The following is a 23,739-nucleotide window of genomic DNA, read 5'->3' on the forward strand; positions in this document are numbered from 1 at the left end:
TTAATAAAGTTGATTAACGCACTTACTTAAAAAATAGGACCCCCAACTGGAGGTCCTATCTTATTTCCACAAAATTACTTAGCCAAGAATCCTGCCTCGCCCATCAACTGCTTGTGCAAAGCTTCATTCAATGTGAGCCAGTTTCTAAACTCTTTACCAGTCATAAATGTCTGATTGAATGCTCCATCAGCCATGAATTTTTTCCACTCTGGTGTAGCGCGAACTTTTTTGAACAAATCGACATAGAAATCAACTTGTTCTTGAGTTACGCCAGGAGCCATAAAGATACCGCGCAACATAACGTAGTCAGTTGGAACGCCAGCCTCTTTACAAGTTGGTACGTCATACCATGATTGAGTATCAGTAACCTTCTCTTTGTATGGCATGCGTGTGTCATCAAATACGCACAATGCACGTAATTTATTAGCACGCCATTGAGCAACTGCTTCAATAGGGTTGTTCACAGAAGAATCAATGTGGTTACCAACCAACTGAACCGCAACGTCGCCACCCCCTTTGAATGGAATGTAAGTGAACTTAGCACCAGTTGCTTTTTCAATCGCTACAGTAATGATCTGGTCTTCAGACTTAGAACCAGTACCGCCCATTTTGAATTTGCCACCCGCTGCTTTAGCAGCATCGATATATTCCTTGGCAGTCTTGTATGGTTTGTCAGCGTTGTCCCACAAAACGAATTGATCAAGTGCCAGCATTGCTACCGGAGTGATATCTTGCCAGTTGAATGGAATACCAGTTGCTAAAGGAGTAGTAAACAAGTTAGAGAGCGTAATCACGATCTTATTTGGATCGCCCTTCGCTTCTTTCATTGCCAAGAAACCTTCTGCACCAGCGCCTGCACCCTTGTTAACAGGAATAACAGCCTGCTTCATCAAGTTATTTTTTGTAATGATGCCTTGGATCATACGAGCCATTTGGTCAGCACCACCGCCAGGACCAGCAGGAATAATGAACTCAACAGGCTTGGTTGGTTCCCACGCTGCAAATGCAGGGGAAACGCCAGCAACACCAAGGGCTAATGCTGTAGAAATCAAAGCGCCTTTTAATTTCATCTTCATAGGATATGTCTCCAAAAAATGGTTAACCAATTTAATTTGGCTTATTTGTTGTGTGAGTGATTTTTAAACAAGATGTGCCAGTAAAACTTGACTACCATCAATAATTTCGCAATCGATTCACATGGGCTTCTGAAATCTAGTAGAAACCCTGATAACTCAAGCCAAAGACCGTTGATAGTGTACTTACATCAGAGGTAAAAAACTGCATTTAATGCACGAATAATGCACATTAATAAAAGGTCTTTAATGCAAATGATTGTTAAGGGTTTTCCCTTAATCTGAACGAAAGATGGAGTCGATTAGCGGAAGCGATCTAGAAGTTTTTTGCTAACTTTGTCCAGTTGCGTGGAGTCTTTAATTAAGAACTGCAAACCATTCGAGTCAGCAATAAGCAAGGTATTTCCAGCAATCCTGCGAATATCTTCCTCGCCTTTGAGGCGAATACGTGTCGGGCCACGATCAGTTTCGATATCCCAAATACTTGGAGTGGCGAAGGTTGAGACCTTGGTGATTTTTTCAATTACCGGCATGAACTCACGTTCAGCCAGCTCTTCTTCAATCAATCCAAGCTCTGCTTCAGAAATCGCAGCCATATTTGGAAACCAGCAAAGCTCTTTACCGGATTGATTCATGATCCCAATGCCTGCGCCAGGCGAAGTTATCGGAAAAGCCCTTACTGGATGGACGCCCACATGTCGCTCACCCTTCTTATCAATAAAGACTAGGCGGCCTAGCGCATCACGCTCGAGCTGATGAGTTGTGCTCATACCCCACCCCCAATTTTCTTAGCAACTTCTTCTAGTTTTTCTTCTTGCTGCTCAGCCTGTTCTTCTTCCAAGCTTTCACCAATAGCACCGCCCTCAACCAACTCTGCTGCATGGCGTAGCTGCGCTTGGTACAAGGTGTAATAAGCGCCTTGCGCTTCCATTAGCTGCTCGTGAGAACCAATTTCAACAATCTCACCCTTATCCAACACAACCAAGCGATCTGCTTTTCTCAAGGTGGAGAGGCGGTGCGCAATCGCAATCGTGGTGCGACCTTTAACCAAGTTATCTAATGCACGCTGAATTTCCTTTTCAGTGGTCGTATCAACAGATGAGGTTGCTTCATCCAAAATCAAAATGCTTGGATTAATTAACAAGGCACGTGCGATGGAGATGCGCTGACGTTCGCCACCCGATAAAGACTGACCACGCTCACCAACCAGGGAGTCATAACCTAAGGGCAAACGTAGAATAAATTCATGTGCGTGAGCTGCACGTGCAGCTTCAATAATTTCTTCACGAGTAGCGTCAGGCTTGCCGTAAGCAATATTCTCAGCAATCGTGCCAAAGAATAAGAATGGTTCTTGTAATACCAAACCAATACGTTTGCGGTAGTCAGAAATGGCGATGCTGCGAATATCGCGCCCATCTAATGAAACAGAGCCGGAACTAACGTCATAGAAGCGGCAAATCAAGTTCACTAAAGTACTTTTTCCTGAACCACTATGCCCTACTAAGCCGATCATTTCACCGGGTGCAATATCTAAATCAATACCTTTAGTGACAGCGCGATTGCCGTAGCGGAAACCTACGCCACGCAGTGAGATGCGACCCTTTACCTCGCCCAAAGGCACTGGGTTGATAGGCTCCGGAACACTAGAGACGTGATCGAGAATGTCAAAAATACGTTTAGCACCTGCGGCTGCTTTTTGTGTATGCGAAACAATGCGGCTCATCGAATCAAGGCGAATATAAAAACGTCCGATGTAAGCCAAGAATGCAATCAATACACCAACGGTAACTTTCTGATGCGCCACTTGCCAGATACCAAAACCCCACACCACCAACAAACCTGTTTCTGTCAGCAGTGTCACTGTAGGAGAGAACAAGCCCCAGACGCGATTCACACGATCATTAATTTGTAGGTTGTGTTTATTGGAGTCTACAAAGCGTTTGAGTTCGCGATCTTCTTGTGCGAACGCTTTAACAACACGAATACCTGGAATCGTATCGGCAAGAATGTTAGTTACTTCCGACCAAATACGATCAATCTTTTCAAAACCAAAACGAAGGCGATCACGCACTACGTGAATCATCCAGACAATGAATGGCAATGGTGCCAATGTAACTAAGGCTAGCAAAGGATCGATGGATACCAAGATCGCTGCTGTCATGGTGATCATCAACACATCAGTTGCAAAATCAAGTGCGTACAAAGACAAGAAAACGCAGATACGATCAGTCTCCGCACCGATACGTGCAATCAAATCACCTGTACGTTTGCCGCCAAAATATTCCAATGAGAGTTTGAGTAAATGTTCAAAGGTAGTGTTTCTTAAGTCAGCGCCAATACGCTCACTCACCAGCGCAAGTAAATACGTTTTCCACCAACCCAAGCCCCATGCAATGATCGCAGCGCCAAATAAAGCCAAGAGATACATGCTGGCCAAATGGAAATCGATCGGGTTACCCCTCTCATATGGAATCAATACGTGATCCATTAACGGCATCGTGAGGTATGGCGGAATTAATGTTGCGCCAGTGGATAACAGAGTTAATACAAAACCGAGCAGCAATTGCTTCTTGTAAGGACGGGCGAAACGCCAGAGCTTGAATAATGTCCAGGTCGATGGCGGTGCGTCATCTTCGGGATCGCAAGTTGGACAGCTCTCAGAGTTTGCTGGCTTAGGACTCAAGCAAGCTGGGCACACCTGTTTGTCGTACTCAGTAACCTCGCCACTACTAATCTCTTCGCCACGATTAAGCTGCTTAAAGCTAGATTGCAATCGAAGCACCTGTGGATTAACGGCTAAGGTGAAATTCCAAGACTTGAGTAACTTATCGGCAGTTTCTAGCCTTAAATGTCCTACTCCTGCATGATCGCCATGGACTAAATGAGCACCTTGACCCAATTGCCAAGATTCAAATACCTTGCCATCCGTCCAAAATAGACCCTCTTCACTGAGTAAAAGCAGGCTTTTTTCAAAGCGCAAATCCGCATCCAGATCGAGCTCGACCCAAGCCAGCAGGTCATCAGGACTCTTGAATGGGGTGTTTTGATTCGCTAAAACAGCCTCCCAAGAGCTTGGCAGCACGGGGGCAAAAGGTAAGATTTGTGGCTTCATTGACCTTAAAAGTATAGTGGAGCTGAATTATTTAGATTTATTGCTCCTGTCAACTTTAGGGGGGCAAAAGCCGTTAAATTGTCTATATAGCCCTTTTTACGTATTTTTGCTACTTTTGTGAGTTTTTCAATAACTACTAGAAACAGAGAGACTGTCTGACGCGTCAACGCCAAAAACCCTGGCGACGGCCATCGCAACACTGCATATGCCCCAATTACTAGATAAATCCATCGAGATTCTGAGCGTTAAGCATCTCCGTGGCCCCAATATGTGGACCTACCATCCTGTTATCGAGGTTTGGGTCGATATTGGCGATTTAGAGGACTACCCCTCTAATCTCATTCCTGGCTTTTACGATCGCCTTGTCAAAGCAATGCCTAGCTTGGTTGAACATCGTTGCAGCTATGGCGAAACTGGCGGGTTCTTAAAGCGCGTTGAGGAAGGCACTTGGCCTGCTCACATCATGGAGCACCTTACGCTTGAGCTGCAAAATTTAGCCGGTATCCCTGGTGGATTTGGCAAAGCACGTGACGGTGATCGTCGTGGTGTTTATAAAGTGATGGTTAGCGCCATCAACGAAGAGGTCACATTAACTGCCCTCAAATATGCGCGTGACCTTTACTTGGCTTTAGCACAAGACAACAGCGATTGCGTTGCTCTAGTACAAACCATCATCGAAAATTTACGTGATCTTGGGGATGATCTTTTGCTAGGTCCCAGTACTGCTTGCATTGTTAATGCTGCTGAAGAACGCGGCATTCCTTCGATTCGCTTATCCGAAGGCAACTTAGTGCAATTGGGTTATGGCGCCAAGCAACGTCGCATCTGGACGGCTGAGACTGATCAAACAAGTGCCATTGCAGAAACGATTTCTCGTGACAAAGATTTAACCAAGAGCTTGCTGCGTAGCGCAGGTGTACCTACGCCCGAAGGTAGAACCGTAACCAGCCCTGATGATGCATGGGAAGCAGCCCAAGACATCGGCTTGCCAGTGGTAGTAAAACCAATCGATGGCAATCATGGTCGCGGTGTATTTATTAATCTCTACACCCAACAAGAAATTGAAGCTGCCTATGCAGTTGCGATTGATGAAGGTAGTGAAGTATTGGTTGAACGTCACATTGTTGGCGATGAACATCGCTTGCTCGTAGTTGGTAATAAAGTTGTTGCTGCTGCAAAAGGCGAAACAGTTTGGGTTACTGGTGATGGCAAACACACCGTTTATGAACTCATTCAAATTCAGATTAACTCTGATCCACGTCGTGGCACTGCTGAAGAGCACCCTCTCAATCCAGTTCGTATTGACTCTGCAGTAGAACTTGAACTAGCGCGCCAACAATTAACTGGCGATAGCATTCCTGCCATCGATCAAAAAGTATTGATTCAAAGTAACGGTAACGTTGCATTTGATGTTACTGATTTAGTTCATCCGGATGTAGCAAGTCAAGTAGCATTAGCTGCTCGTGTTGTTGGCCTAGAAATCGCCGGTGTTGATTTAGTAGCCCAAGACATCAGCAAACCACTAGCAGATCAAAATGCCGCCATTGTTGAAGTTAATGCTGGCCCAGGCTTATTGATGCACTTAAAGCCCGCTAGCGGCAATCCCCAGCCTGTTGGCAAAGAAATTGCCAATCACCTCTTCCCTCCTGGCGCGGATTTCCGCATCCCAGTGGTTGGTGTTTGTGGTGAACGTGGCAAAACGCCTGTTGCTGAAATGATTGCGCATTTCTTGCGCCTTACCAATGTCTATGTTGGTCTATCTTGCAGCAAGGGCTTATTTTTTGGCAATCGTGCCATTCCAAATTCCAACTCGTCAAACTGGGAAAATGCCCGTCGCACCCTTCTCAATCGTGCAGTCGAGGCGGTGGTCATTGAGAATAATCACCTATCAATGTTAATCGAGGGTTTGGCCTACGATCGTTGCCAAGTGGGTGTTGTACTCAATGTCGATCCTAAGGCCAATTTCCCCCAATACGCGATCTACGATGAAGATCAAGTGTTTAGCATTGTTCGCACACAAGTTGATGTCGTTCTACCAACAGGCGTAGCCGTTCTGAATGCGGATGATGCGATGTGCGTAAAAATGGCCGAACTATGTGATGGCGAAGTGATCTTCTTTAGCGAGAATCCAGAATCTGAAATCGTTAAGGCACATCTACTGAATGGTGGACGTGCAGTGACGATTGGTAAACAACAAATTTCTCTGAAGTCTGGCAAATTGGATCAGAAATCTATTCCCGTACCACGCCACTCAGAGGCAAGCAGTTCTACTCCTTGGAAGACTATGAATTTAGGTGCGGCTATTGCTGCAGCCTGGGCTTTAGACATTCCGTTTAACGTTATCGAAGCAGGTGCAGAAACTTTCGTACCTGACGCCACTACTGCTACAGGGGCTTAATTGGAAATTACCCGTATTCGCATGTTGCGCGGCCCAAATTTATGGAGCCGTCATACCGCTTTAGAAGCCATTGTTTCTTGTGATGAATCTGAACGCTCAATCGACTCCATTCCCCAGTTTGAAATTAAGATTCGTGAACGCTTTCCGCAGCTCGGCAGCATGCGTCGCGGCGGCCACAATGAAGTGCTTTCACTTGCACATGCTTTAGAGCATGCAGCCCTAGGTCTGCAAGCGCAAGCAGGTTGCCCGGTTACTTTTAGTCGCACCGTTCAAACTGTAGATGCAGGTGTTTACCAAGTTGTTGTTGAATACACCGAAGAGGTCGTTGGTCGAATGGCCTTTGACTTTGGATTTGCATTAATTCAAGCAACGCTCAACGATGCACCCTTTGATCTAGCTGCAGCACTCTCCGAACTAGAGGCGCTGTATGAAGATGTCCGTTTAGGGCCAAGTACTGGATCTATCGTCGATGCAGCAGTTCAACGTAATATCCCCTATCGCCGAATGACCGAAGGCAGCATGGTGCAATTTGGCTGGGGTAGCAAACAAAAACGTATTCAAGCTGCCGAAACTAGTGATACCAGCGCTATTGCTGAAGCAATTGCGCAAGATAAAGAGCTCACCAAGAACTTACTCGCTGCCGCCGGCGTCTCTGTTCCGATTGGTGAAGTGGTTACAACTGCTGATGATGCTTGGCGCGCCGCTCAAAAAATTGGTGGTCCTATCGTGCTTAAGCCAAAGGACGGCAATCAAGGCAAAGGTGTTGTTGCCAACATTCAGACCGAGGAAGAGGTTCGTGCTGGGTTTATTGTGACTCAAGCCTTTGGTCGTGAAACCATTGTTGAGCGCTATCTGCCAGGCGCAGACTACCGCTTACTAGTAGTAGGCAATCGTCTTTCAGCTGCTGCACGTCGCGAACCCGCCCAGGTAGTTGGCGATGGCACTCATACTGTTGCTGAATTAGTCGAAATTGAAAATAAAAATCCATTGCGCGGTGATGGTCATGCAACTGCTCTGACAAAAATTCGTTTTGATGACATTGCTCTAGCACATCTAGCAAGCTCTGGCCTTACCCCACAACATGTTCCTAAAACTGGTGAGCGCGTTCTACTGCGTAACAACGCCAATTTAAGTACTGGTGGCACCGCCACCGATGTAACAGATGACGTTCATCCTGATGTCGCAGCAAGTGCTGTAGCTGCCGCTCAAATGATTGGTCTAGATATTGCGGGTGTAGATATCCTTTGTGAATCTATCTACAAGCCGCTCGAACAACAAGGCGGTGGCATTGTTGAAGTAAATGCAGCACCTGGTTTACGCATGCACCTGAAACCTTCCTATGGCAAGGGTCGTCCTGTTGGCGAAGACATTATCAATATGATGTTTCCCCCAGGCGATGATGGACGCATCCCTGTCGTAGCGGTTACCGGAACCAATGGCAAAACGACAACTGTTCGTCTGATTTCTCACTTGATTGCTGAAACAGGTTTGCGTGTTGGCATGACGGGCACAGATGGTGTTTATATCAATCACCGCTTGATCGATACAGGCGATTGCAGTGGTCCTAAGAGCGCGCGCAATGTATTAATGCACCCTGACGTAGATGCAGCAGTTTTAGAGACCGCTCGAGGCGGCATGCTCCGTGAGGGGCTTGGCTTTGATCGCTGTGAAGTGGCAGTAGTTACCAATATTGGCGAAGGCGATCACCTAGGTCTTAATTACATTACCAGTGTTGAAGATTTAGCCATTCTGAAGCGCGTGATTGTGCAAAACGTTGCCCCTACTGGAGCAGCAGTTCTCAACGCGGCTGACCCAATGGTTGCGAAGATGGGTGATAAATGTTCTGGTCGAGTTATTTTCTTCGCCCAAAACCAGCACCATCCAGTGATAGCAGCGCATCGCGCCAAAAACAAAAAAGTTATTTACTTTGACGGCATCTACATCGTTGCCTCCAAAGGTGCACGCGTAATGTTCCGCTTCCCCGTCAGTGAAATTCCGTTGACTCAAAATGGCGTACTCGGATTTCAGGTGGAAAATGCGATGGCTGCAATAGGCGCAGCTTGGGCCTTGGGTCTGGATGCAGAAAAGATTGCGCGCGGCTTACACAGCTTTGAAAGCAATGCAAGTTCAGTACCGGGTCGCTTTAATCAATTCCAGCACAATGGCGCAACCGTCATTGCTGACTATGGTCACAATCCAGATGCGATGCGCGCCTTAACTAGCGCCATCGAAGCAATGAAACCAAATAAGAGCCATGTTGTGATTAGTGGCGCAGGCGATCGTCGTGATGAAGATATTCGCGATCTCACTCGTATCTTAGGAAATGCTTTTGACAACGTCATCCTCTATCAAGATGCTTGTCAGCGTGGACGCGAAGATGGTGAAGTATTAAAGCTACTTCAGGAAGGTCTTGTTGGGGCTACTAAGGCAAAGCAAATTAAAGAGATTCATGGTGAATTTAAAGCCATTGATACTGCTCTAGATGATCTCTCTGCTGGCGATATCTGCCTCATCCTCATAGATCAAGTGGAAGAATCACTTGCCTACCTCAAAGAAAAGGTAAAGCCTTAAGAGCAAAATAGATGGTCCTCTGAAATTACTTCAGAACAATAAAAAACCCAATCAGCTGATTGGGTTTTTTATTTGGATAAGTTGATCAACTTATGAGTGGTAGTGCTGAATACGATCGATCTCTTCTTTCGAACCTAGCATCACAGAAACACGCTCATGCAAATCGGTTGGCTGCAAATCCATAATGAGATCTGTGCCATTGGTAGATGCACCGCCCGCCTGCTCCACTAAGAAACTCATAGGATTGGCCTCGTACATCAAGCGTAACTTGCCAGGCTTATGCGGCTCACGCTGATCCCATGGATACATAAACACTCCACCACGGGAGAGAACACGATGTACGTCTGCCACCATAGAGGCGATCCAACGCATATTGAAATCCTTATCGCGCGCACCACTCACGCCAGCAAGACACTCCTCAACATAACGGCGTACTGGGTCAGCCCAGTGACGCATATTGGACATATTGATTGCAAACTCTTTAGTGGAATGGGAAATTGTTACCGAATCCTTGATCAATAAAAACTCGCCCGTTAATTTATTGAGAGTAAACATCACTACTCCATCACCTAAGGTCAATGCCATCGTGGTTTGAGGACCGTACACGACATAACCAGCAGCAACTTGATGACGACCTGACAATAAGAAATCAGAAGTCTGTAAAGGGGCGTTCGGGTCTTGCTTCTTTAGAACAGAAAAAATAGTCCCAATAGACACGTTCACGTCAATATTGGATGAGCCATCAAGTGGATCAAACAAGAGTAAGTAATCTCCCGTTCCTTGAACAGGAACAGGCAGCTCCATCTCTTCGGAAGCCAAACCAGCAAGAGACTTGCAACCCTTGACACCATCAATCAGCAAATCGTTTGCAATGATGTCGAGCTTTTGCTGAACTTCGCCTTGTACGTTGCCGGTGCCTGCTGAGCCGAGCAATCCAATCAACGCACCCTGAGCCACTTCATGACTCAGTATTGAACAGGTATTGACTACCGCCGTAAGCAAATCTTGTAATCCAGCAGGAACAGCAACGCCCGCAGGTTTTGCAGACGCTAAATATTGCTTGAAATTAATATGGGTACTTGAGGACAAAGGTATTTCTCCAGTTTTTTGCCAAAGTGGGTTATTGGGCTCTATTTTGCCTTGTTATTAGGAGGGGCTAGTTACCTAGCGCCTTTCCTATCACCTCTCTTACATCCGGAGAGAGTGTTTGGCACGCCGAAACCCGCTCCAAAGCCGCTTTCATGCGATCTTGATAGGGTTGAGCAAATAAGCACCAGCGATCCAGGGCTCTAGCAAGACGAGCGGCAACCTGAGGATTAATGGGATCAAGCGCCAAGACGCTATCGGCCCAGAACTCATAACCGCTGCCATCAGCCTGATGAAAGCTTGCCGGGTTGTTTGCACAGAAGGCATGAATAACGCTACGCACTCGGTTGGGATTATTTAACTTAAACGCAGGATGCTCGCGCAGCTTCTTCACCTCTTCCAATGTAGAGTCAAGACCATCCACTGGCGGACGGCTCGATTGCAAGCCAAACCATTTATCAATCACCAAAGCGTCACTGGCAAATCGGTTGTAGAAATCAATTAAACACTCTTTGGCTTGTTTTGCACCATGCATCACCAACGCAGCTAAAGCAGCGTAACGATCAGTCATATTGTCAGCAATTTGATACTGATTAGCAGCCATTGGCGCCCATACTCCCGGCGCCGCTTCAAGCAACATGCTTAAAGACAAGTTCTTGAGTGCGCGCTTTCCGGAGTCCACTCCGTCTGACTTAAATGGTCCTGGTGTTTGCATCTGCTGATACAAAGCAGCCCACTCCAATTGGAGTTGCTTAGCAATTTCTCTGCGGAAGGCACGACGTGCAGTAAATATCTTCTGCGGATCCACGCTCGTAGATTGCTCATACAAATAAGACTCCGCAGGTAGCGTCAGGGTCAGATCTTTAAAGGCTGGATCCAAGTTAGGATCAAGCAGGATATTGCGATAGGCCTCAATGATTTGGGCATCAGGCAAGCGATTATTCAAAATCATTTGCATTGCTAGTTTTTGACCAGCCTCCCAGCGATTGAACGCATCGTCATCGCTAGAGAATTGCGTCAAGAGATCAGCTTCAGACTGCTCAAAATCTAAGTTAACCGGTGCCGAGAAATTACGATTAATCGATAGCACTGGATGCTCTTCAACATTGTCAAAGGTCCACGTCTGACTACCTTGCATCAGCTCCAGCAATTGTTCTTTTTGATCGTTCGCTTTGGTAATTAAGCGCATCTTCAATGGTATATGAAAAGGCTTCTTCTCTGGCTGACCGGGGCTAGGCGCACAACTTTGCGTCAATGTGAGCTGGTACTGTTTTTTGGCTGCATCGTAATGCTCTTGCACCTTCACTCGTGGAGTCCCTGCTTGGCTGTACCAATTCTTGAACTGAGTCAGGTCTTTGCCATTAGCATCAGCCATCGCCATCAAGAAATCATCGCAGGTCACTGCTTGCCCGTCATGGCGCTTGATATACAAATCCATGCCCTTACGGAAACCATCCCTACCAAGCAGGGTTTGGTACATCCGAACTACCTCAGAACCCTTCTCATACACGGTAACGGTATAGAAGTTATTTATCTCTTGGTACTCATCAGGACGAATCGGATGCGCCATCGGACCCGCATCTTCTGGGAATTGGAGCTGACGCAACAATCGCACGTCTTCAATTCTCTTTACTGCCCTACCAGATTCACTACCCATTTGGTCAGCAGAAAACTCTTGATCTCTGAAAACGGTTAAGCCCTCTTTCAGCGATAACTGAAACCAATCCTGACAGGTGACGCGATTGCCGGTCCAGTTATGAAAGTACTCATGCGCAACAACGCTTTCAATATTGGCAAAGTCAGCATCAGTCGCTGTTTCTGGTTGAGCGAGAACAAACTTGGTATTGAAAATATTCAATCCCTTGTTCTCCATCGCGCCCATATTGAAATCACTCACAGCCACAATCATGAAACGCTCTAAATCCAGCTCCAGACCAAAGCGTTTTTCGTCCCAATGAATTGATGCAATCAAAGAGTCCATGGCATGACGGGTCTTCTTCAGATCATGCGGCTCAACCCAAATCTGCAAGAGCTTCTTAGCACCACTACTGGTAGTAATAGTCTCCTCAATGCACTCCAACTTGCCCGCCACCAAGGCAAACAAGTACGAAGGCTTAGGAAATGGGTCTTCCCAGGTCGCACTGTGCCAACCGTTTGGAAGTTTTTCTGTATTAATCAAGTTACCGTTAGATAACAAGACTGGGCACTCTGCTTCACGAGCACGTAGCGTTACTTTAAATCGCGCCATGACGTCTGGACGATCTAGGAAATAGGTAATCTTTCTAAAGCCCTCGGCCTCGCACTGGGTAAAAAAGTTGCCATTAGAAACGTACAAACCCATCAGGGTTGTGTTTTTCTCTGGCACACAAACACAAATAATTTCAACGATGAATTTGTCTTTACCTTCATTTGGCAAAGAATGAATCGTGAGTGTTTCAGGGGTTAATTCAAAATGACGATGGGCCTCGCCATTAATCCGTAAGCTAACGAACTCGAGATCATGTCCGACCAGTACCAAGGGAGCCCCCGGTTCAAAACTTTTGCCTGGCAGAACCTCAATTCGACTTTTAACAATTGTTCTGGCTGGGTCTAGAGCAATATCAAGCTCGACCTGATCGAAGGTGTAAACAGGAGGACGGTATTCGAGCCGACGAAAGCTTTGTGGGAGATCAGTTTTCATAAGCCTATTTTAAGTCTAGGCTGGCGAACTGGTGATCCCTCTAAATCAAGCCCAGATCAAGGTAGCAATACCAATGGCAATAAAGGTAATGGCCGCTATGGCATGCACCCACTTGATAGGCATCCGCTTGGTGAACTTTTGACCAATCCAGACTGCAGGCGCATTAGCCAACATCATCCCCAATGTGGTGCCAATGGTTACCGAGACTACATCCTCATAACGAGCACCCAGGGCAATAGTAGCAATTTGCGTCTTATCACCCATCTCAGCCAAAAAGAACAGTCCGGTCGTTAGCAAAAATACTTGTAGGGCTTTATCAGCTACCTTAGATCCAGCAGCGTCATCAATATGATCCGGCACCAACAACCACAAACCAATGCCTAAGAAACTCAATCCCAAAATCCAGCGCATAACATCGGGTGACACCAGAGTCGTCAACCAATGACCCAGTAAGGCAGCACATGCGTGATTAGCGATCGTGGCAATAAAAATACCAGCAATGATTGCCATAGCTTGCCTTGGATATCGAGCTGCTAGCATCAAAGAAAGCAGTTGGGTTTTATCACCCATCTCCGCTAAGGCAACTACCCCAGCGGAGAGGGTTAATGCTGAAAAATCCATGTCAGTAGGTCCAGTCAGTTTTGCAATGATTTGCACAATAGGGATAGTTTAAATCCCGTACTCACTGGACTACCCATTTATAGATATCTGCTATGCCACCAATAACTCCTCAGCCGAGGCGCAATCAAGTCCTTGAGCCCGCGCAACCGGCTCTGAAGTTAAGACTCCCTTATGAACGCTAAGGCCATTACGCAAATGATGGTCAATGGAAAGCGCTTTCATCACACCACGATTAGCTAAAGCCTCTACAAATGGGTAGGTTGCATTGGTGAGAGCAAAGGTAGATGTTCTAGCAACTGCGCCCGGCATATTGGCAACACAGTAATGAAGCACCCCATCGACCACAAATGTAGGATCTGCATGGGTTGTGGGTTTAGAAGTTTCAAAACAGCCACCTTGATCAATGGCTACATCCACCACCACTGAACCTGGCTTCATCTTTTTAATCATGTCATGCGTCACCAACTTTGGTGCTGCAGCACCAGGAAGCAAGACTGCTCCGATCACAACATCTGCCTCACTGACCTCCTGCTCAATGAGCAAACTATCAGAGTAAAAAGTTCTCACTCGATTACCATAGAACATATCGATCTGACGTAAGCGATCAATATCGCGATCAAAGATACACACATCTGCACCCATACCGACCGCCATTTGCAATGCATTGCGCCCCACTACACCTCCACCCAGAATCACAATTTTTGCCGGTGAAACGCCAGGCACTCCAGCCATGAGCACGCCTAGACCGCCATTGGTTTTCTCAAGATGTGATGCAGCCGCTTGAATAGACATGCGCCCAGCCACCTCGCTCATAGGCGCCAATAAAGGCAAGGCGCCATTCATAGCAGTGACGGTTTCATAAGCAATACAAGTTGCACCGGATTGCAGCAAGGCTTTTGTTTGCTTGGGGTCTGGGGCCAAATGTAAATACGTGAACAGGATTTGATCCTCGTGCAGCATGGCGCACTCCTGCGCCTGAGGCTCTTTGACTTTCACAATCATCTCCGCCTTGTGAAACACTTCAGCAGCACTATTGATTAAGCTGGCACCGGCAAGTCGGTAAGCTTCATCACTCAAGCCAATTTGCGCCCCAGCGCCTCGCTGAATAAGAACAGAATGTCCCTGCTTACATAGCCCGCTCACATTGCCGGGCGTTAAACCAACCCGAAACTCATTATTTTTTACCTCTTGAGGTACGCCAATAATCATTACTATCTCCTTTTATTTAAAGTCACGCTTGCTTGCGGTTTTACGATGTAAGCCCACGACATAAAACATCATGAGATACACGCCCATTAAGCACGGCCCTACTATTAAGGCAATCCGTGCATCCTCGTGAAAGCCCATCAACACCACTACCAGGGCAATGAATGCCAAAGCGAACCACGAGGAATACGGCCACCAAGGAGCGCGATAAGCTAATTGAGCTACTTGAGATTTAGATAGAGAGCGACGGAATTTAATCTGCGTAATCAGAATAGCAATCCAGACCATCAAACCAATGAATGTCACCGCCGCCATCATGTATTGAAAAGCTTTGTCAGGCACAAAATAATTCAGCACCACACCTGTCATACAGACTCCGACCGTAGACATCACAGCACGATGCGGAACTCCATACTTTGAGAGCTTTGAAAAGGATTTAGGCGCGTATCCATTTGACGATAAGGAATACAACAAACGTCCACCGCTGAAGATACCTGCATTACAGGAAGAAAGTGCAGCGGTAATAACAACAAAGTTAATTAATCCTGCAGCCTCACGCAAGCCCAATCTTTCAAACATCACTACGAATGGACTGCCTTGTTGACCCACTTGATTCCAGGGAAAGATTGCCAAAATCACGAGTATGGCGCCCATGTAAAAAATCAAAATACGCCATGCCAGGGAATCAATGGCCATCGGTATTGTTTTTTGTGGATTCTCTGCCTCGCCTGCAGACAAACCAATCATCTCGATACCAACATAAGCAAACAAAACCATTTGCAGTGACAGCAACATTCCACCAATACCATTTGGGAAGAAGCCACCGTGTTGCCACAGATTGCTTAAGCCTATCGGCTGCCAATCATTTGTAAATCCAAACAAGATGACCGAGCCGCCGAGAGTAATCATGGCGACAATCGCTACCACCTTGATCAAGGCAAACCAAAACTCAAACTCACCAAACACTTTTACGGCAATGAGATTGATTAAGCCCATCATCACAATTGAGGAAAGCGCCCAGATCCACTGCGGCGTCTCTGGAAACCATATCCCCATATAAATACCTACGGCCGTGACTTCCGCAATGCCGACCACAATCCAATAGGTCCAATAACCCCAACCCACCATGTAACCGGCCAGTGGACCGACATAACTATTGGCATAAGCAGCAAACGAGCCTGCTACAGGTTCGTGCACCGCCATTTCACCGAGGGTACGTAAAACAATGAAGGCAACCAAGCCTGCAAGCAGATAGCCCAAAAGAATAGAGGGGCCAGCAATTTGTATAGCGCTAGCCGATCCAAGAAATAAGCCCACGCCAATCGTTGAGCCCAAGGCCATCAAACGAATGTGACGTACTTTGAGATGGCGCTTTAAGCCAGTGTGTTCAGTCTGCAAGAGAGACCTCCTTTCGATTTGTCGTTGGCGACTTACCAACGGAGCAAAGTCTAGGGAGGACTGATGATGAGCACTAGAGGTGAAAAATTACTAAAGTGATGAATTGATTAAATCTAAGTCAGAACAAACTGAGCACAAACAAAAATGTCTTTGAAATCAATGAGTGGTCTTGCAATAAATTATTAGTGATTGCAAAAGAATCAGTAAATTCCTACAGGGAATCCCCTTAAGGATTTCAGGCGCTGTTTATAAAAAACTACTGAGCGGCAATCAGATTGAGTATTTCCGCAGCTGCCGCTAAGCCACAGGCAGCAGTAACCATCACCGTAGAGCCATAGCCGGAGCAAGCCAAGCCACCGCTAGAAGCTCCTGCACGTGGCTCGTGAGAGTAGATGGCGCGAATGCCAATTTTTTTCTTAAGATTTCTGGAGAAGCCGTGATCTTGTCTTAGCCCTTGGCGAACCTTAGCTAGCAAAGCATCTTGTTCAGTGCGCGAGAGATCTTCACAACGCACGGATGTGGGATCGGATTTTCCGCCGGCAGCGCCACACATTACTAATGCACGCTGATTTTTAACAGCCCAAACAGATAAAGCAATTTTGGTTTGCACTGAATCAGTGGCATCTAGCACCAATGCATTTTCTGGAATGAGTCGATCGAGATTTTCTGGTTCTAAAAACTCATCACAAGAAGTGAGTTTGATTTCTGGATTAATTTGCAGAATGCGTTGCGTCATTGCCTCAACTTTTGCTTTGCCGTACTGCCCCTCCAAAGCATGCAATTGTCGGTTTGTGTTGCTCTCGGCAATATGATCAAAATCAATCAAGACTAAATGTCCTATGCCAGTGCGCGCTAAAGCCTCGGCAGCCCAAGAGCCAACTCCTCCTAGACCCGCAACCACTACAGTGGCATTCAGAAAACGCTCGCGCAGTTCTGGCCCGTAGAGTCTGGAGACTCCGCCAAAACGACGATTTTCTAAGCTGCCCTCTGCCTTGTCTTCTGCCTTGTCTTCTGCCATAGCTTCTCTTTATACTGAATAAATGGACTCCATTGCTCAACTCCGCAAAAACTATACCTTTGGCCAGCTATCAGAGACCGAAGTGCCTCAGGACCCCCTGCAGCTTTTTCAGCTCTGGTTTGAACAAGCAATGAAGGCGGAGTGCCCGGAACCCAACTCCATGACCCTGGCAACAGCAGATCAAGCAGGAAATCCATCAGCCCGTATTGTCTTACTAAAAGGCGCCGATCAAAATGGCTTTACCTTTTTTACTAACTACGAAAGCCAAAAAGGCCGGGATTTAGCCATTCGCCCGCAGGCAGCCCTACTATTTCATTGGCATGAACTGGAGCGACAGGTGCGCATTCAGGGTGTTGTTGAGAAGGTAACCGCCGCTGAGAGCGATGAATACTTCCACTCCCGTCCACCTGCTTCCAGAATTGGTGCCTGGGCCTCGCCTCAAAGTGCAACTATCCCAAACCGCGAGTTCTTGGAAGAAGCAGAGAAACGCTTTAAGGCTGAATTTGGTGACAAGCCCCCTCGTCCAGAGCACTGGGGTGGTTATCGCCTACGCCCTACTGAAATTGAATTCTGGCAGGGGCGCCCTTCGAGACTGCATGACCGCATGCACTACAAACTAGATGGAAATCAGTGGCATGTGAACCGCTTAGCGCCTTAAGCTTTTATAGATTTAGAAATACTGGGGCGCAATCATCGATTTAAATTTCGCTCTAAATTTAGCCAACTTGGGCGCAACCACCGCCATGCAATACCCTTGATTAGGGTGCTGCTGAAAATAATTCTGGTGATAGTCTTCTGCCGGATAAATAGTTGGCGCATCTTCAATCTGCGTAACTACAGGATTGGAGTAGATTTTCGATTCCTCTAACTCCCTTACTACTTCATGTGCAATCTTGGTTTGCTCATCGCTATGCGTAAAGATGACGGAACGATATTGGGTGCCATGATCATTTCCTTGATAGTTCAAAGTGGTTGGATCATGAATCACAAAGAAGATTTCTAGCAAATCTCGAAATGAAACCACTTGTGGATCAAACAAAATATCCACAATCTCCGCATGGCCAGATAGGCCAGTACAGACAGCTTCATAAGTCGGATTAGGTCTCGCACCACCGGCGTAACCAGAAACCACGGATTTCACCCCGGTAATTTGCTGATAAACCGCCTCAAGACACCAAAAACAGCCCCCACCGAGGGTTGCGCGCTCCAAAAGGGGTTCGTTTTTATTGATATTTGTTTCCATGGCTTTATCCTAATGCCTTATTCCAATGTCTGCCAACCAATAATCCCCTATGAATCGCTTCACTATCCAGCTCGACGAAATTAAAGCAGCCTTTGCTGCCGAACCAAATCCTACGATTGAAGTCAGGCTAGATCGCATTGCTCGCATTGAAAAAATGATTGAAGCTAATGAAGAGAAAATTTGCAAAGCTCTTGAGGCAGACTTTGGCGTACGCCATTCCGTAGAGACAAGACTTGCTGAATGCCAGATGATTTATCAGGCATGCAAATACACACGCAAGCATCTTAAAGAATGGATGAAGCCCGAGCAAAGAGAAGTGCCTTTTCATATGGGCGCTTCACATGCTTGTGTTGAAAGTCAGCCACTTGGTGTGGTTGGTATTTTGAGCCCATGGAACTATCCTGTGCAATTAGCCCTCATTCCAGCGATCGCTGCTTTTGCTGCTGGCAACCGCGTTTGGTTAAAACCATCTGAACGTAGTTCACGTACTTCTGGATTTGTTGCGAGCTTAATTCAAGAATATTTCCACCCATCAGAATTTTGTGTCACTACTGGCGGTCCAGATGTGGCTGAGCAATTTGCAGCACTGCCTTTTGATCACCTCTTCTTTACTGGCTCCGGCACAATCGGTAAAAAGGTGATGCGCGCTGCGGCCGAGAATCTGACGCCGGTCACGCTGGAGCTAGGCGGTACTACCCCCGTCATTATTGATAAGAGCGCCAAACTCAAAGATGCGGCTGCCTCAATCACCTACGGTAAGTTACTAAATGGTGGACAAACCTGCATTGCGCCAGACTATGTGTTAATTGAAACAAGTCTTCAAGAAGCATTTATTCAAGAGTTACAAGCTGCAGCACAAACTCAATTTAGCAATCCTGAAGAATTGACTGGCCCGATTGATGAAAGACAACTGGAGTACTGGCAACATTTAGTGAGTGATGCACTAGATCGTGGAGCCAAAGCAATTCCTCTCCTTAATAACCCGGGCGCCGGCGTACGACCTTTTGAGCCAATTGCATTGATCAACGTTTCGCCAGAAGCGCGCATTCTTCATGAAGAAATCTTTGGGCCTATTCTGCCAATCGTGACTGTTGCTGATACCTCTGCAGCGATTGCTTATGTCAATAACAAACCAAATCCACTTGCTTTGTATTGGTTTGGTAAAGACAAAAAGAATATGAAGCAGGTTTTGAGTGAAACTCGCTCTGGCGGCGTTACCGTCAATGACACACTGCTTCACATCACCATTGAAGATCTACCATTTGGTGGTGTTGGCGCCAGCGGCATGGGCAGCTATCACGGTAAAGCAGGCTTTGATACCTTTAGTCACCAGAAGTCGATTCTTGAAGTACGCGGTTTCTTTGGTTTGAATTTCTTCAAAGGCACAAAAACAGCGCGACCTCCTTACGGAAAAATGACAGAGTGGTTGTTGCGCTATTTGAAGTAAAACTTCAAACCAGTAGCAGTCTAATTGCAAACCCAATAAATAAGATGCCTGCCAGCATCCAGAGTGCTGCAGCCAAACGGGGACGCGATTGAAAGAATCTCAAAGAGGCTTGGCCTACGCCGATGAGGCATGCCAAATAAGCCATGCTCATTAGCTGCAGAACAATTGCAAGATAAAAGAAGGTATGCAATGGGCGTACAAAATCTGGTCGAATAAATTGCGAGAAGAAAGCAATAAAGAAAAAGATAGCTTTAGGATTGGTGAGCGATAGTGTCAATGCAGCCAATAATGGATGTAAACGCATCAAACGCATTTGAATCTCAAGTGTTTTTGTTTCCAAGCCTGTTGACCAACGCTGCTGACCATTTCGAAATAAGCTGTAACCCATCCACGCTAAGTAGGCAGCCCCGAGGGTGCGCACAATACTAAAAATAATAGGTGATGCAACCAAGATAGATGCTGCCCCTAAAACAACGGCCAACATCAATATCGAATCGCCAATAAAAATGCCGATTGCACCCCATGCTCCAGCTCGCCAACCCTTTTGAATGGCTATCGTTAAGACATAAAGTGAATTTGGACCAGGCAACAAAATAATGAATAGCGTCCCAAGTAAATAACTTGAGAAATCCATGATTCCCGCATTACTGGGTGATAAGAGACCGAGGGATAGCCATTCCATCGCTCAATCATATAATTAATTCGGGAAAACCCTTGTAATCGAGCCCTCAAAATGTCATAATGAGAGGCTTTTTTAAGCATTTTGATTCATCGCCCCCCAGCTCTATTTCAGCGTACCGTTTAGAAGTCATAAACACAGAAGTCACAAAAACGCGCTGCCGCTTGTCTGATGGTCGATGCCTTTGACCATCGCACCCTATAAAAAACCATGGGTGCAACATACGGAGACATCCCTTAAAGGGGATGTGTAATAGCATGACTTTTTCTAAAGAAACTAAACACGAGTCACATGACTCAAAGAGCGCTGGAAATGAATTCCAGAATTTCGCCCTAGCGGCATCACTCCTTAAAAACGTTGCTGAACTGGGTTATACCCAAGCCACTTCCGTGCAAGCTCAGGTTATTCCTGCAGCCTTAGCTGGCGGTGACTTATTGGTCAGCAGCCAAACCGGTAGCGGTAAAACCGCAGCCTTTTTATTGCCTTTGATTAATCAACTCATCGAAGACAACCCAAACAACTCACCTGTACCAGGTCGCGCGCAACCTAAAGTCTTAGTGCTCTGCCCTACTCGTGAATTAGCTCAACAGGTTGCCGCAGATGCAGTGAATTTAGTTCGTGGCATGAAAGGTATCCGTATCGCAACTGTTATGGGTGGCATGCCTTACGGCAAGCAAATCCAGGCGTTAAAAGGTGCATTGTTAGTTGTTGCAACCCCAGGTCGTTTGCTAGACTTGTGCGACAGCAAGGCAATTCGCTTAGACGACGTAAAACAACTCGTTATCGACGAAGCCGATCGCATGCTCGACATGGGATTTGCTGATGATCTCGAGGCTATTGATAAGCGTTGCGCAGGCCGTAACCAAACTTTGATGTTCTCTGCAACTTTTGCGCCGAAGATTATGTCTTTAGCAAACGAGTTGACTACAGATGCCAAGCGTATTGAACTTGCTCATGCAGGTGAAAAGCACGCCAACATTGAACAGAAGTTGCATTGGGCTGACAGCATGTCACACAAGCATAAGCTGCTTGAGCACATTTTGGCTGATGCCGATTTGGATCAAGCGGTTGTGTTTGCAAGCACTCAGGTTGAGAGCGAAAAAATTGCTGACACCTTGCGCGCTAATGGCTATGAAGCTACTGCCCTTCACGGTGCAATGCCTCAAGCTGTGCGTATGCGTCGCCTTGAGTCTTTGCGTAAAGGTCACACCAAGATTTTGGTTGCGACTGACGTAGCGGCTCGCGGTATTGATGTACCACGCATTAGTCACGTGATTAACTTTGGCTTGCCAATGAAACCAGAAGACTATACGCATCGCATCGGTCGTACTGGTCGTGCAGGTCGCAATGGTGTTGCTATCACTTTGGTTGAACATCGTGATCGCGCCAAGATCCGCAATATCGAACGCTTTACACAGCAAGATATCGTTGCTTCAGTCATTGCAGGTCTTGAGCCACAAGCCAAGCCAAGCTTTGGTGGTGGCGGTGGTCGTCCTGGTGGCGGTCGCTCGGGCGGTGGTGGCGGTCGTTCCGGTGGCGGCTTTGGTGGTAATCGCTCAGGCGGTGGTGGCGGTCGTTCCGGTGGCGGCTTTGGTGGTAATCGCTCAGGCGGTGGTGGCGGTCGTTATGGCTCAGGCGCTCGTTCAGAGTCTCGCTTTGGCGGCGGTGGTTCAGGTGATTCACGTCCAGCCCGCTCTGCTGACTCACGTCCTGCGCGTTCTGCTGACTCACGTCCAGCAGGTGGTCCGCGTTTTGCGAAACCAAAGGCTGGCGGTCAACGTCGCAACTTTAGCGGTAGCTAAAAATGATTCGCCGTAATCGTCTCCGTTCTGCATGGAATCGAGTCGGTTCCGGTGAAATCCATCGGGCGCCACGCGAGTGGCAACCTTGGCTAAGCGATACCGGGTCTCTCACCCAAAAAATTGAGAAAGCAATTGGGCAAAAACTAGAAGTGCAGGTTTTGCGTGACTGCCCACAATCACTTAATAGCGACGAAAGTCGCTATTTTCATTTCAAGCTGAGGCGTTGTAGAGTGCGTGAAGTGCTTCTTTGCGCCAACGGAACTCCTTTAGTCATGGCACACAGTGTTATCCCCACCTTGAGCTCTAGCGGCAGTAATCATAAGGTCCTGCGCCTAGGTACAAAGCCTCTAGGGGCTGTGTTATTCGCCAAAACCCGCAAGCACTCAAAAGCAAAGCCTCCGCGAGATATTGCTCGTTTAGATAAAAGCAGTGAATTATGGAAAAAGTCTTCCAAACATATTCCTGGTTTGAGTTCACCACTATGGGCACGACGCACCCTCTATCGATTAAAGGGTCACCCTATTTTGGTAAATGAAATTTTCTTACCTGCTTTATTGAATGCTGTGAAGTTTTAGCTCTTAGATTGTTAACCAAGCTAAAGTGGATTTAATTAAAGCTTCATCACCAGGCTCACTGGTAAAGACTTGACCAAATCCAATTAACTCAGCTGCATCAGCAATATTGTGATGTGGGCATAGCGCGCTAGCAGAATTGAGGTTTTGGATAAACTGATCTTTCATGACTGCACCTAGATAACGCACCGCCTCAGAAGAAGTAAGCAACCAAAGAGATTTGCTTAAATCCATTTCTCGCACGAGATGCCAAGCGGGGTTATCTAGATCCAAGGGCACACGGCTGTATGTGGAAATAGCCTCTACAGCAGCGCCAGCCTTTGTCAATGTATCAGCCAGCCAGTCACGACCGCCCTCACCTTTAAAGATCACCACCTTCTTCTTCTGCCAATTCCATTGAAGGGCTTGAAGCTCCTGCCACAAACCCTCAGAGTCCCAGTTTTCATTATTTTTAGGGATGATGATGGGAGTGGGATTTTCTTCTAAACCAATACCATGATTTTTTAAAGCCAAATGGCTACTGCCACCCATCACACCAATGGGAATGATCTTTTTGGAAAAGTCTTGCCAGTCTCGTTCCAATAAACGCATCACGCTTTCAATGGCATTGGGACTAACAAAGATAGCTAGATCGGCATTACTCAATACAGTCGCAATATGGTCCGCCAAATGTTCGTCCGACTTTGGAACAATGGTGAGTAAAGGTAGCGACAGTATCTCCGGCAGACTACGTTTCCCTACTCCACTCGCTTCGATTGCACGAGTGAGGACCTCAATCAGCTGGCGAGCTTGGCCACTAGGTCTGGTAACGACAATCGTTTTAGTGCTCATCG

The 23,739-nt window shown here is 46.8% G+C and carries 17 protein-coding genes and 1 pseudogene; 6 read left to right on the forward strand and 12 right to left on the reverse strand.

Annotated elements, in window-relative coordinates; translation table 11 throughout:
- Positions 1–74: 74 nt before the first annotated feature.
- The 3 genes from QMF28_RS06520 to QMF28_RS06530 all read right to left on the reverse strand — a co-directional run bounded on the left by QMF28_RS06520 (position 75) and on the right by QMF28_RS06530 (position 4,185).
- On the reverse strand, positions 75–1,076 hold the full coding sequence (locus QMF28_RS06520; protein WP_425594887.1) for a Bug family tripartite tricarboxylate transporter substrate binding protein: 1,002 nt from the start codon (positions 1,074–1,076) through the stop codon (positions 75–77).
- Positions 1,077–1,375: 299 nt separating this feature from the next.
- Entirely contained in the window at positions 1,376–1,843 is a 468-nt protein-coding gene (locus QMF28_RS06525) for a cyanophycin metabolism-associated DUF1854 family protein (RefSeq protein ID WP_281741822.1), read from the reverse strand.
- Entirely contained in the window at positions 1,840–4,185 is a 2,346-nt protein-coding gene (locus QMF28_RS06530; protein WP_281741824.1) for a cyanophycin metabolism-associated ABC transporter, read from the reverse strand. The genes QMF28_RS06525 and QMF28_RS06530 overlap by 4 nt, the downstream gene beginning before the upstream one ends.
- Positions 4,186–4,390: 205 nt before the next feature.
- Here QMF28_RS06530 and QMF28_RS06535 point away from each other — a divergent pair.
- Positions 4,391–6,571 (forward strand): annotated as a pseudogene (locus QMF28_RS06535) (cyanophycin synthetase); the annotation flags it as partial.
- 12 nt (positions 6,572–6,583) lie between these two features.
- Positions 6,584–9,154: a cyanophycin synthetase gene (cphA, locus tag QMF28_RS06540; RefSeq protein ID WP_281741827.1), complete on the forward strand. Its 2,571-nt coding sequence runs from the start codon at positions 6,584–6,586 to the stop codon at positions 9,152–9,154.
- A gap of 90 nt (positions 9,155–9,244) precedes the next feature.
- On the opposite strand, the gene QMF28_RS06545 is transcribed toward cphA, so the two are convergent.
- From QMF28_RS06545 to QMF28_RS06570, 6 genes are all read right to left on the reverse strand, one after another.
- A complete protein-coding gene (locus QMF28_RS06545; RefSeq protein WP_425594888.1) occupies positions 9,245–10,243 on the reverse strand; it encodes a class 1 fructose-bisphosphatase in 999 nt (332 codons plus the stop codon).
- 67 nt (positions 10,244–10,310) lie between these two features.
- Entirely contained in the window at positions 10,311–12,920 is a 2,610-nt protein-coding gene (gene pepN, locus QMF28_RS06550) for an aminopeptidase N (protein WP_281741828.1), read from the reverse strand.
- A gap of 45 nt (positions 12,921–12,965) precedes the next feature.
- Positions 12,966–13,541, reverse strand: a complete 576-nt coding sequence (locus QMF28_RS06555; protein ID WP_281743652.1) for a TMEM165/GDT1 family protein — start codon at positions 13,539–13,541, stop codon at positions 12,966–12,968.
- A gap of 90 nt (positions 13,542–13,631) precedes the next feature.
- Positions 13,632–14,750 (reverse strand): alanine dehydrogenase, encoded by a 1,119-nt coding sequence (gene ald / locus QMF28_RS06560; RefSeq protein WP_281741829.1) that lies wholly within the window; start codon positions 14,748–14,750, stop codon positions 13,632–13,634.
- A 12-nt stretch (positions 14,751–14,762) separates the two neighbouring features.
- Complete coding sequence (locus QMF28_RS06565; RefSeq protein WP_425594889.1) at positions 14,763–16,145, reverse strand: amino acid permease; 1,383 nt, start codon at positions 16,143–16,145, stop codon at positions 14,763–14,765.
- A gap of 256 nt (positions 16,146–16,401) precedes the next feature.
- On the reverse strand, positions 16,402–17,163 hold the full coding sequence (locus QMF28_RS06570; protein ID WP_068323788.1) for a tRNA threonylcarbamoyladenosine dehydratase: 762 nt from the start codon (positions 17,161–17,163) through the stop codon (positions 16,402–16,404).
- A 22-nt stretch (positions 17,164–17,185) separates the two neighbouring features.
- Between QMF28_RS06570 and pdxH the strand changes: the two genes are divergently transcribed.
- Positions 17,186–17,821: a pyridoxamine 5'-phosphate oxidase gene (gene pdxH / locus QMF28_RS06575; RefSeq protein WP_068323791.1), complete on the forward strand. Its 636-nt coding sequence runs from the start codon at positions 17,186–17,188 to the stop codon at positions 17,819–17,821.
- Between the two features lie 12 nt (positions 17,822–17,833).
- Here pdxH and msrA read toward each other — a convergent pair whose 3' ends face one another.
- Positions 17,834–18,406, reverse strand: coding sequence for a peptide-methionine (S)-S-oxide reductase MsrA (gene msrA, locus QMF28_RS06580; protein WP_281741830.1), 573 nt, complete (start codon positions 18,404–18,406; stop codon positions 17,834–17,836).
- 49 nt (positions 18,407–18,455) lie between these two features.
- Between msrA and QMF28_RS06585 the strand changes: the two genes are divergently transcribed.
- Positions 18,456–19,853: a coniferyl aldehyde dehydrogenase gene (locus tag QMF28_RS06585; protein ID WP_281741831.1), complete on the forward strand. Its 1,398-nt coding sequence runs from the start codon at positions 18,456–18,458 to the stop codon at positions 19,851–19,853.
- Between the two features lie 4 nt (positions 19,854–19,857).
- On the opposite strand, the gene leuE is transcribed toward QMF28_RS06585, so the two are convergent.
- The gene (gene leuE / locus QMF28_RS06590; RefSeq protein WP_281741832.1) at positions 19,858–20,535 is read right to left on the reverse strand and encodes a leucine efflux protein LeuE; all 678 of its coding nucleotides are present in this window, start codon (positions 20,533–20,535) and stop codon (positions 19,858–19,860) included.
- Positions 20,536–20,789: 254 nt separating this feature from the next.
- Here leuE and QMF28_RS06595 point away from each other — a divergent pair, with 254 nt between their 5' ends.
- Entirely contained in the window at positions 20,790–22,334 is a 1,545-nt protein-coding gene (locus tag QMF28_RS06595) for a DEAD/DEAH box helicase (protein WP_281741833.1), read from the forward strand.
- 2 nt (positions 22,335–22,336) lie between these two features.
- Complete coding sequence (locus QMF28_RS06600) at positions 22,337–22,909, forward strand: chorismate--pyruvate lyase family protein (protein ID WP_281741834.1); 573 nt, start codon at positions 22,337–22,339, stop codon at positions 22,907–22,909.
- Between the two features lie 3 nt (positions 22,910–22,912).
- On the opposite strand, the gene QMF28_RS06605 is transcribed toward QMF28_RS06600, so the two are convergent.
- On the reverse strand, positions 22,913–23,737 hold the full coding sequence (locus QMF28_RS06605) for a uroporphyrinogen-III synthase (RefSeq protein WP_281741835.1): 825 nt from the start codon (positions 23,735–23,737) through the stop codon (positions 22,913–22,915).
- Positions 23,738–23,739: the final 2 nt, after the last annotated feature.

The organism is Polynucleobacter yangtzensis, from assembly GCF_027924165.1.
GTDB classification, from domain to species: Bacteria; Pseudomonadota; Gammaproteobacteria; order Burkholderiales; family Burkholderiaceae; genus Polynucleobacter; species Polynucleobacter yangtzensis.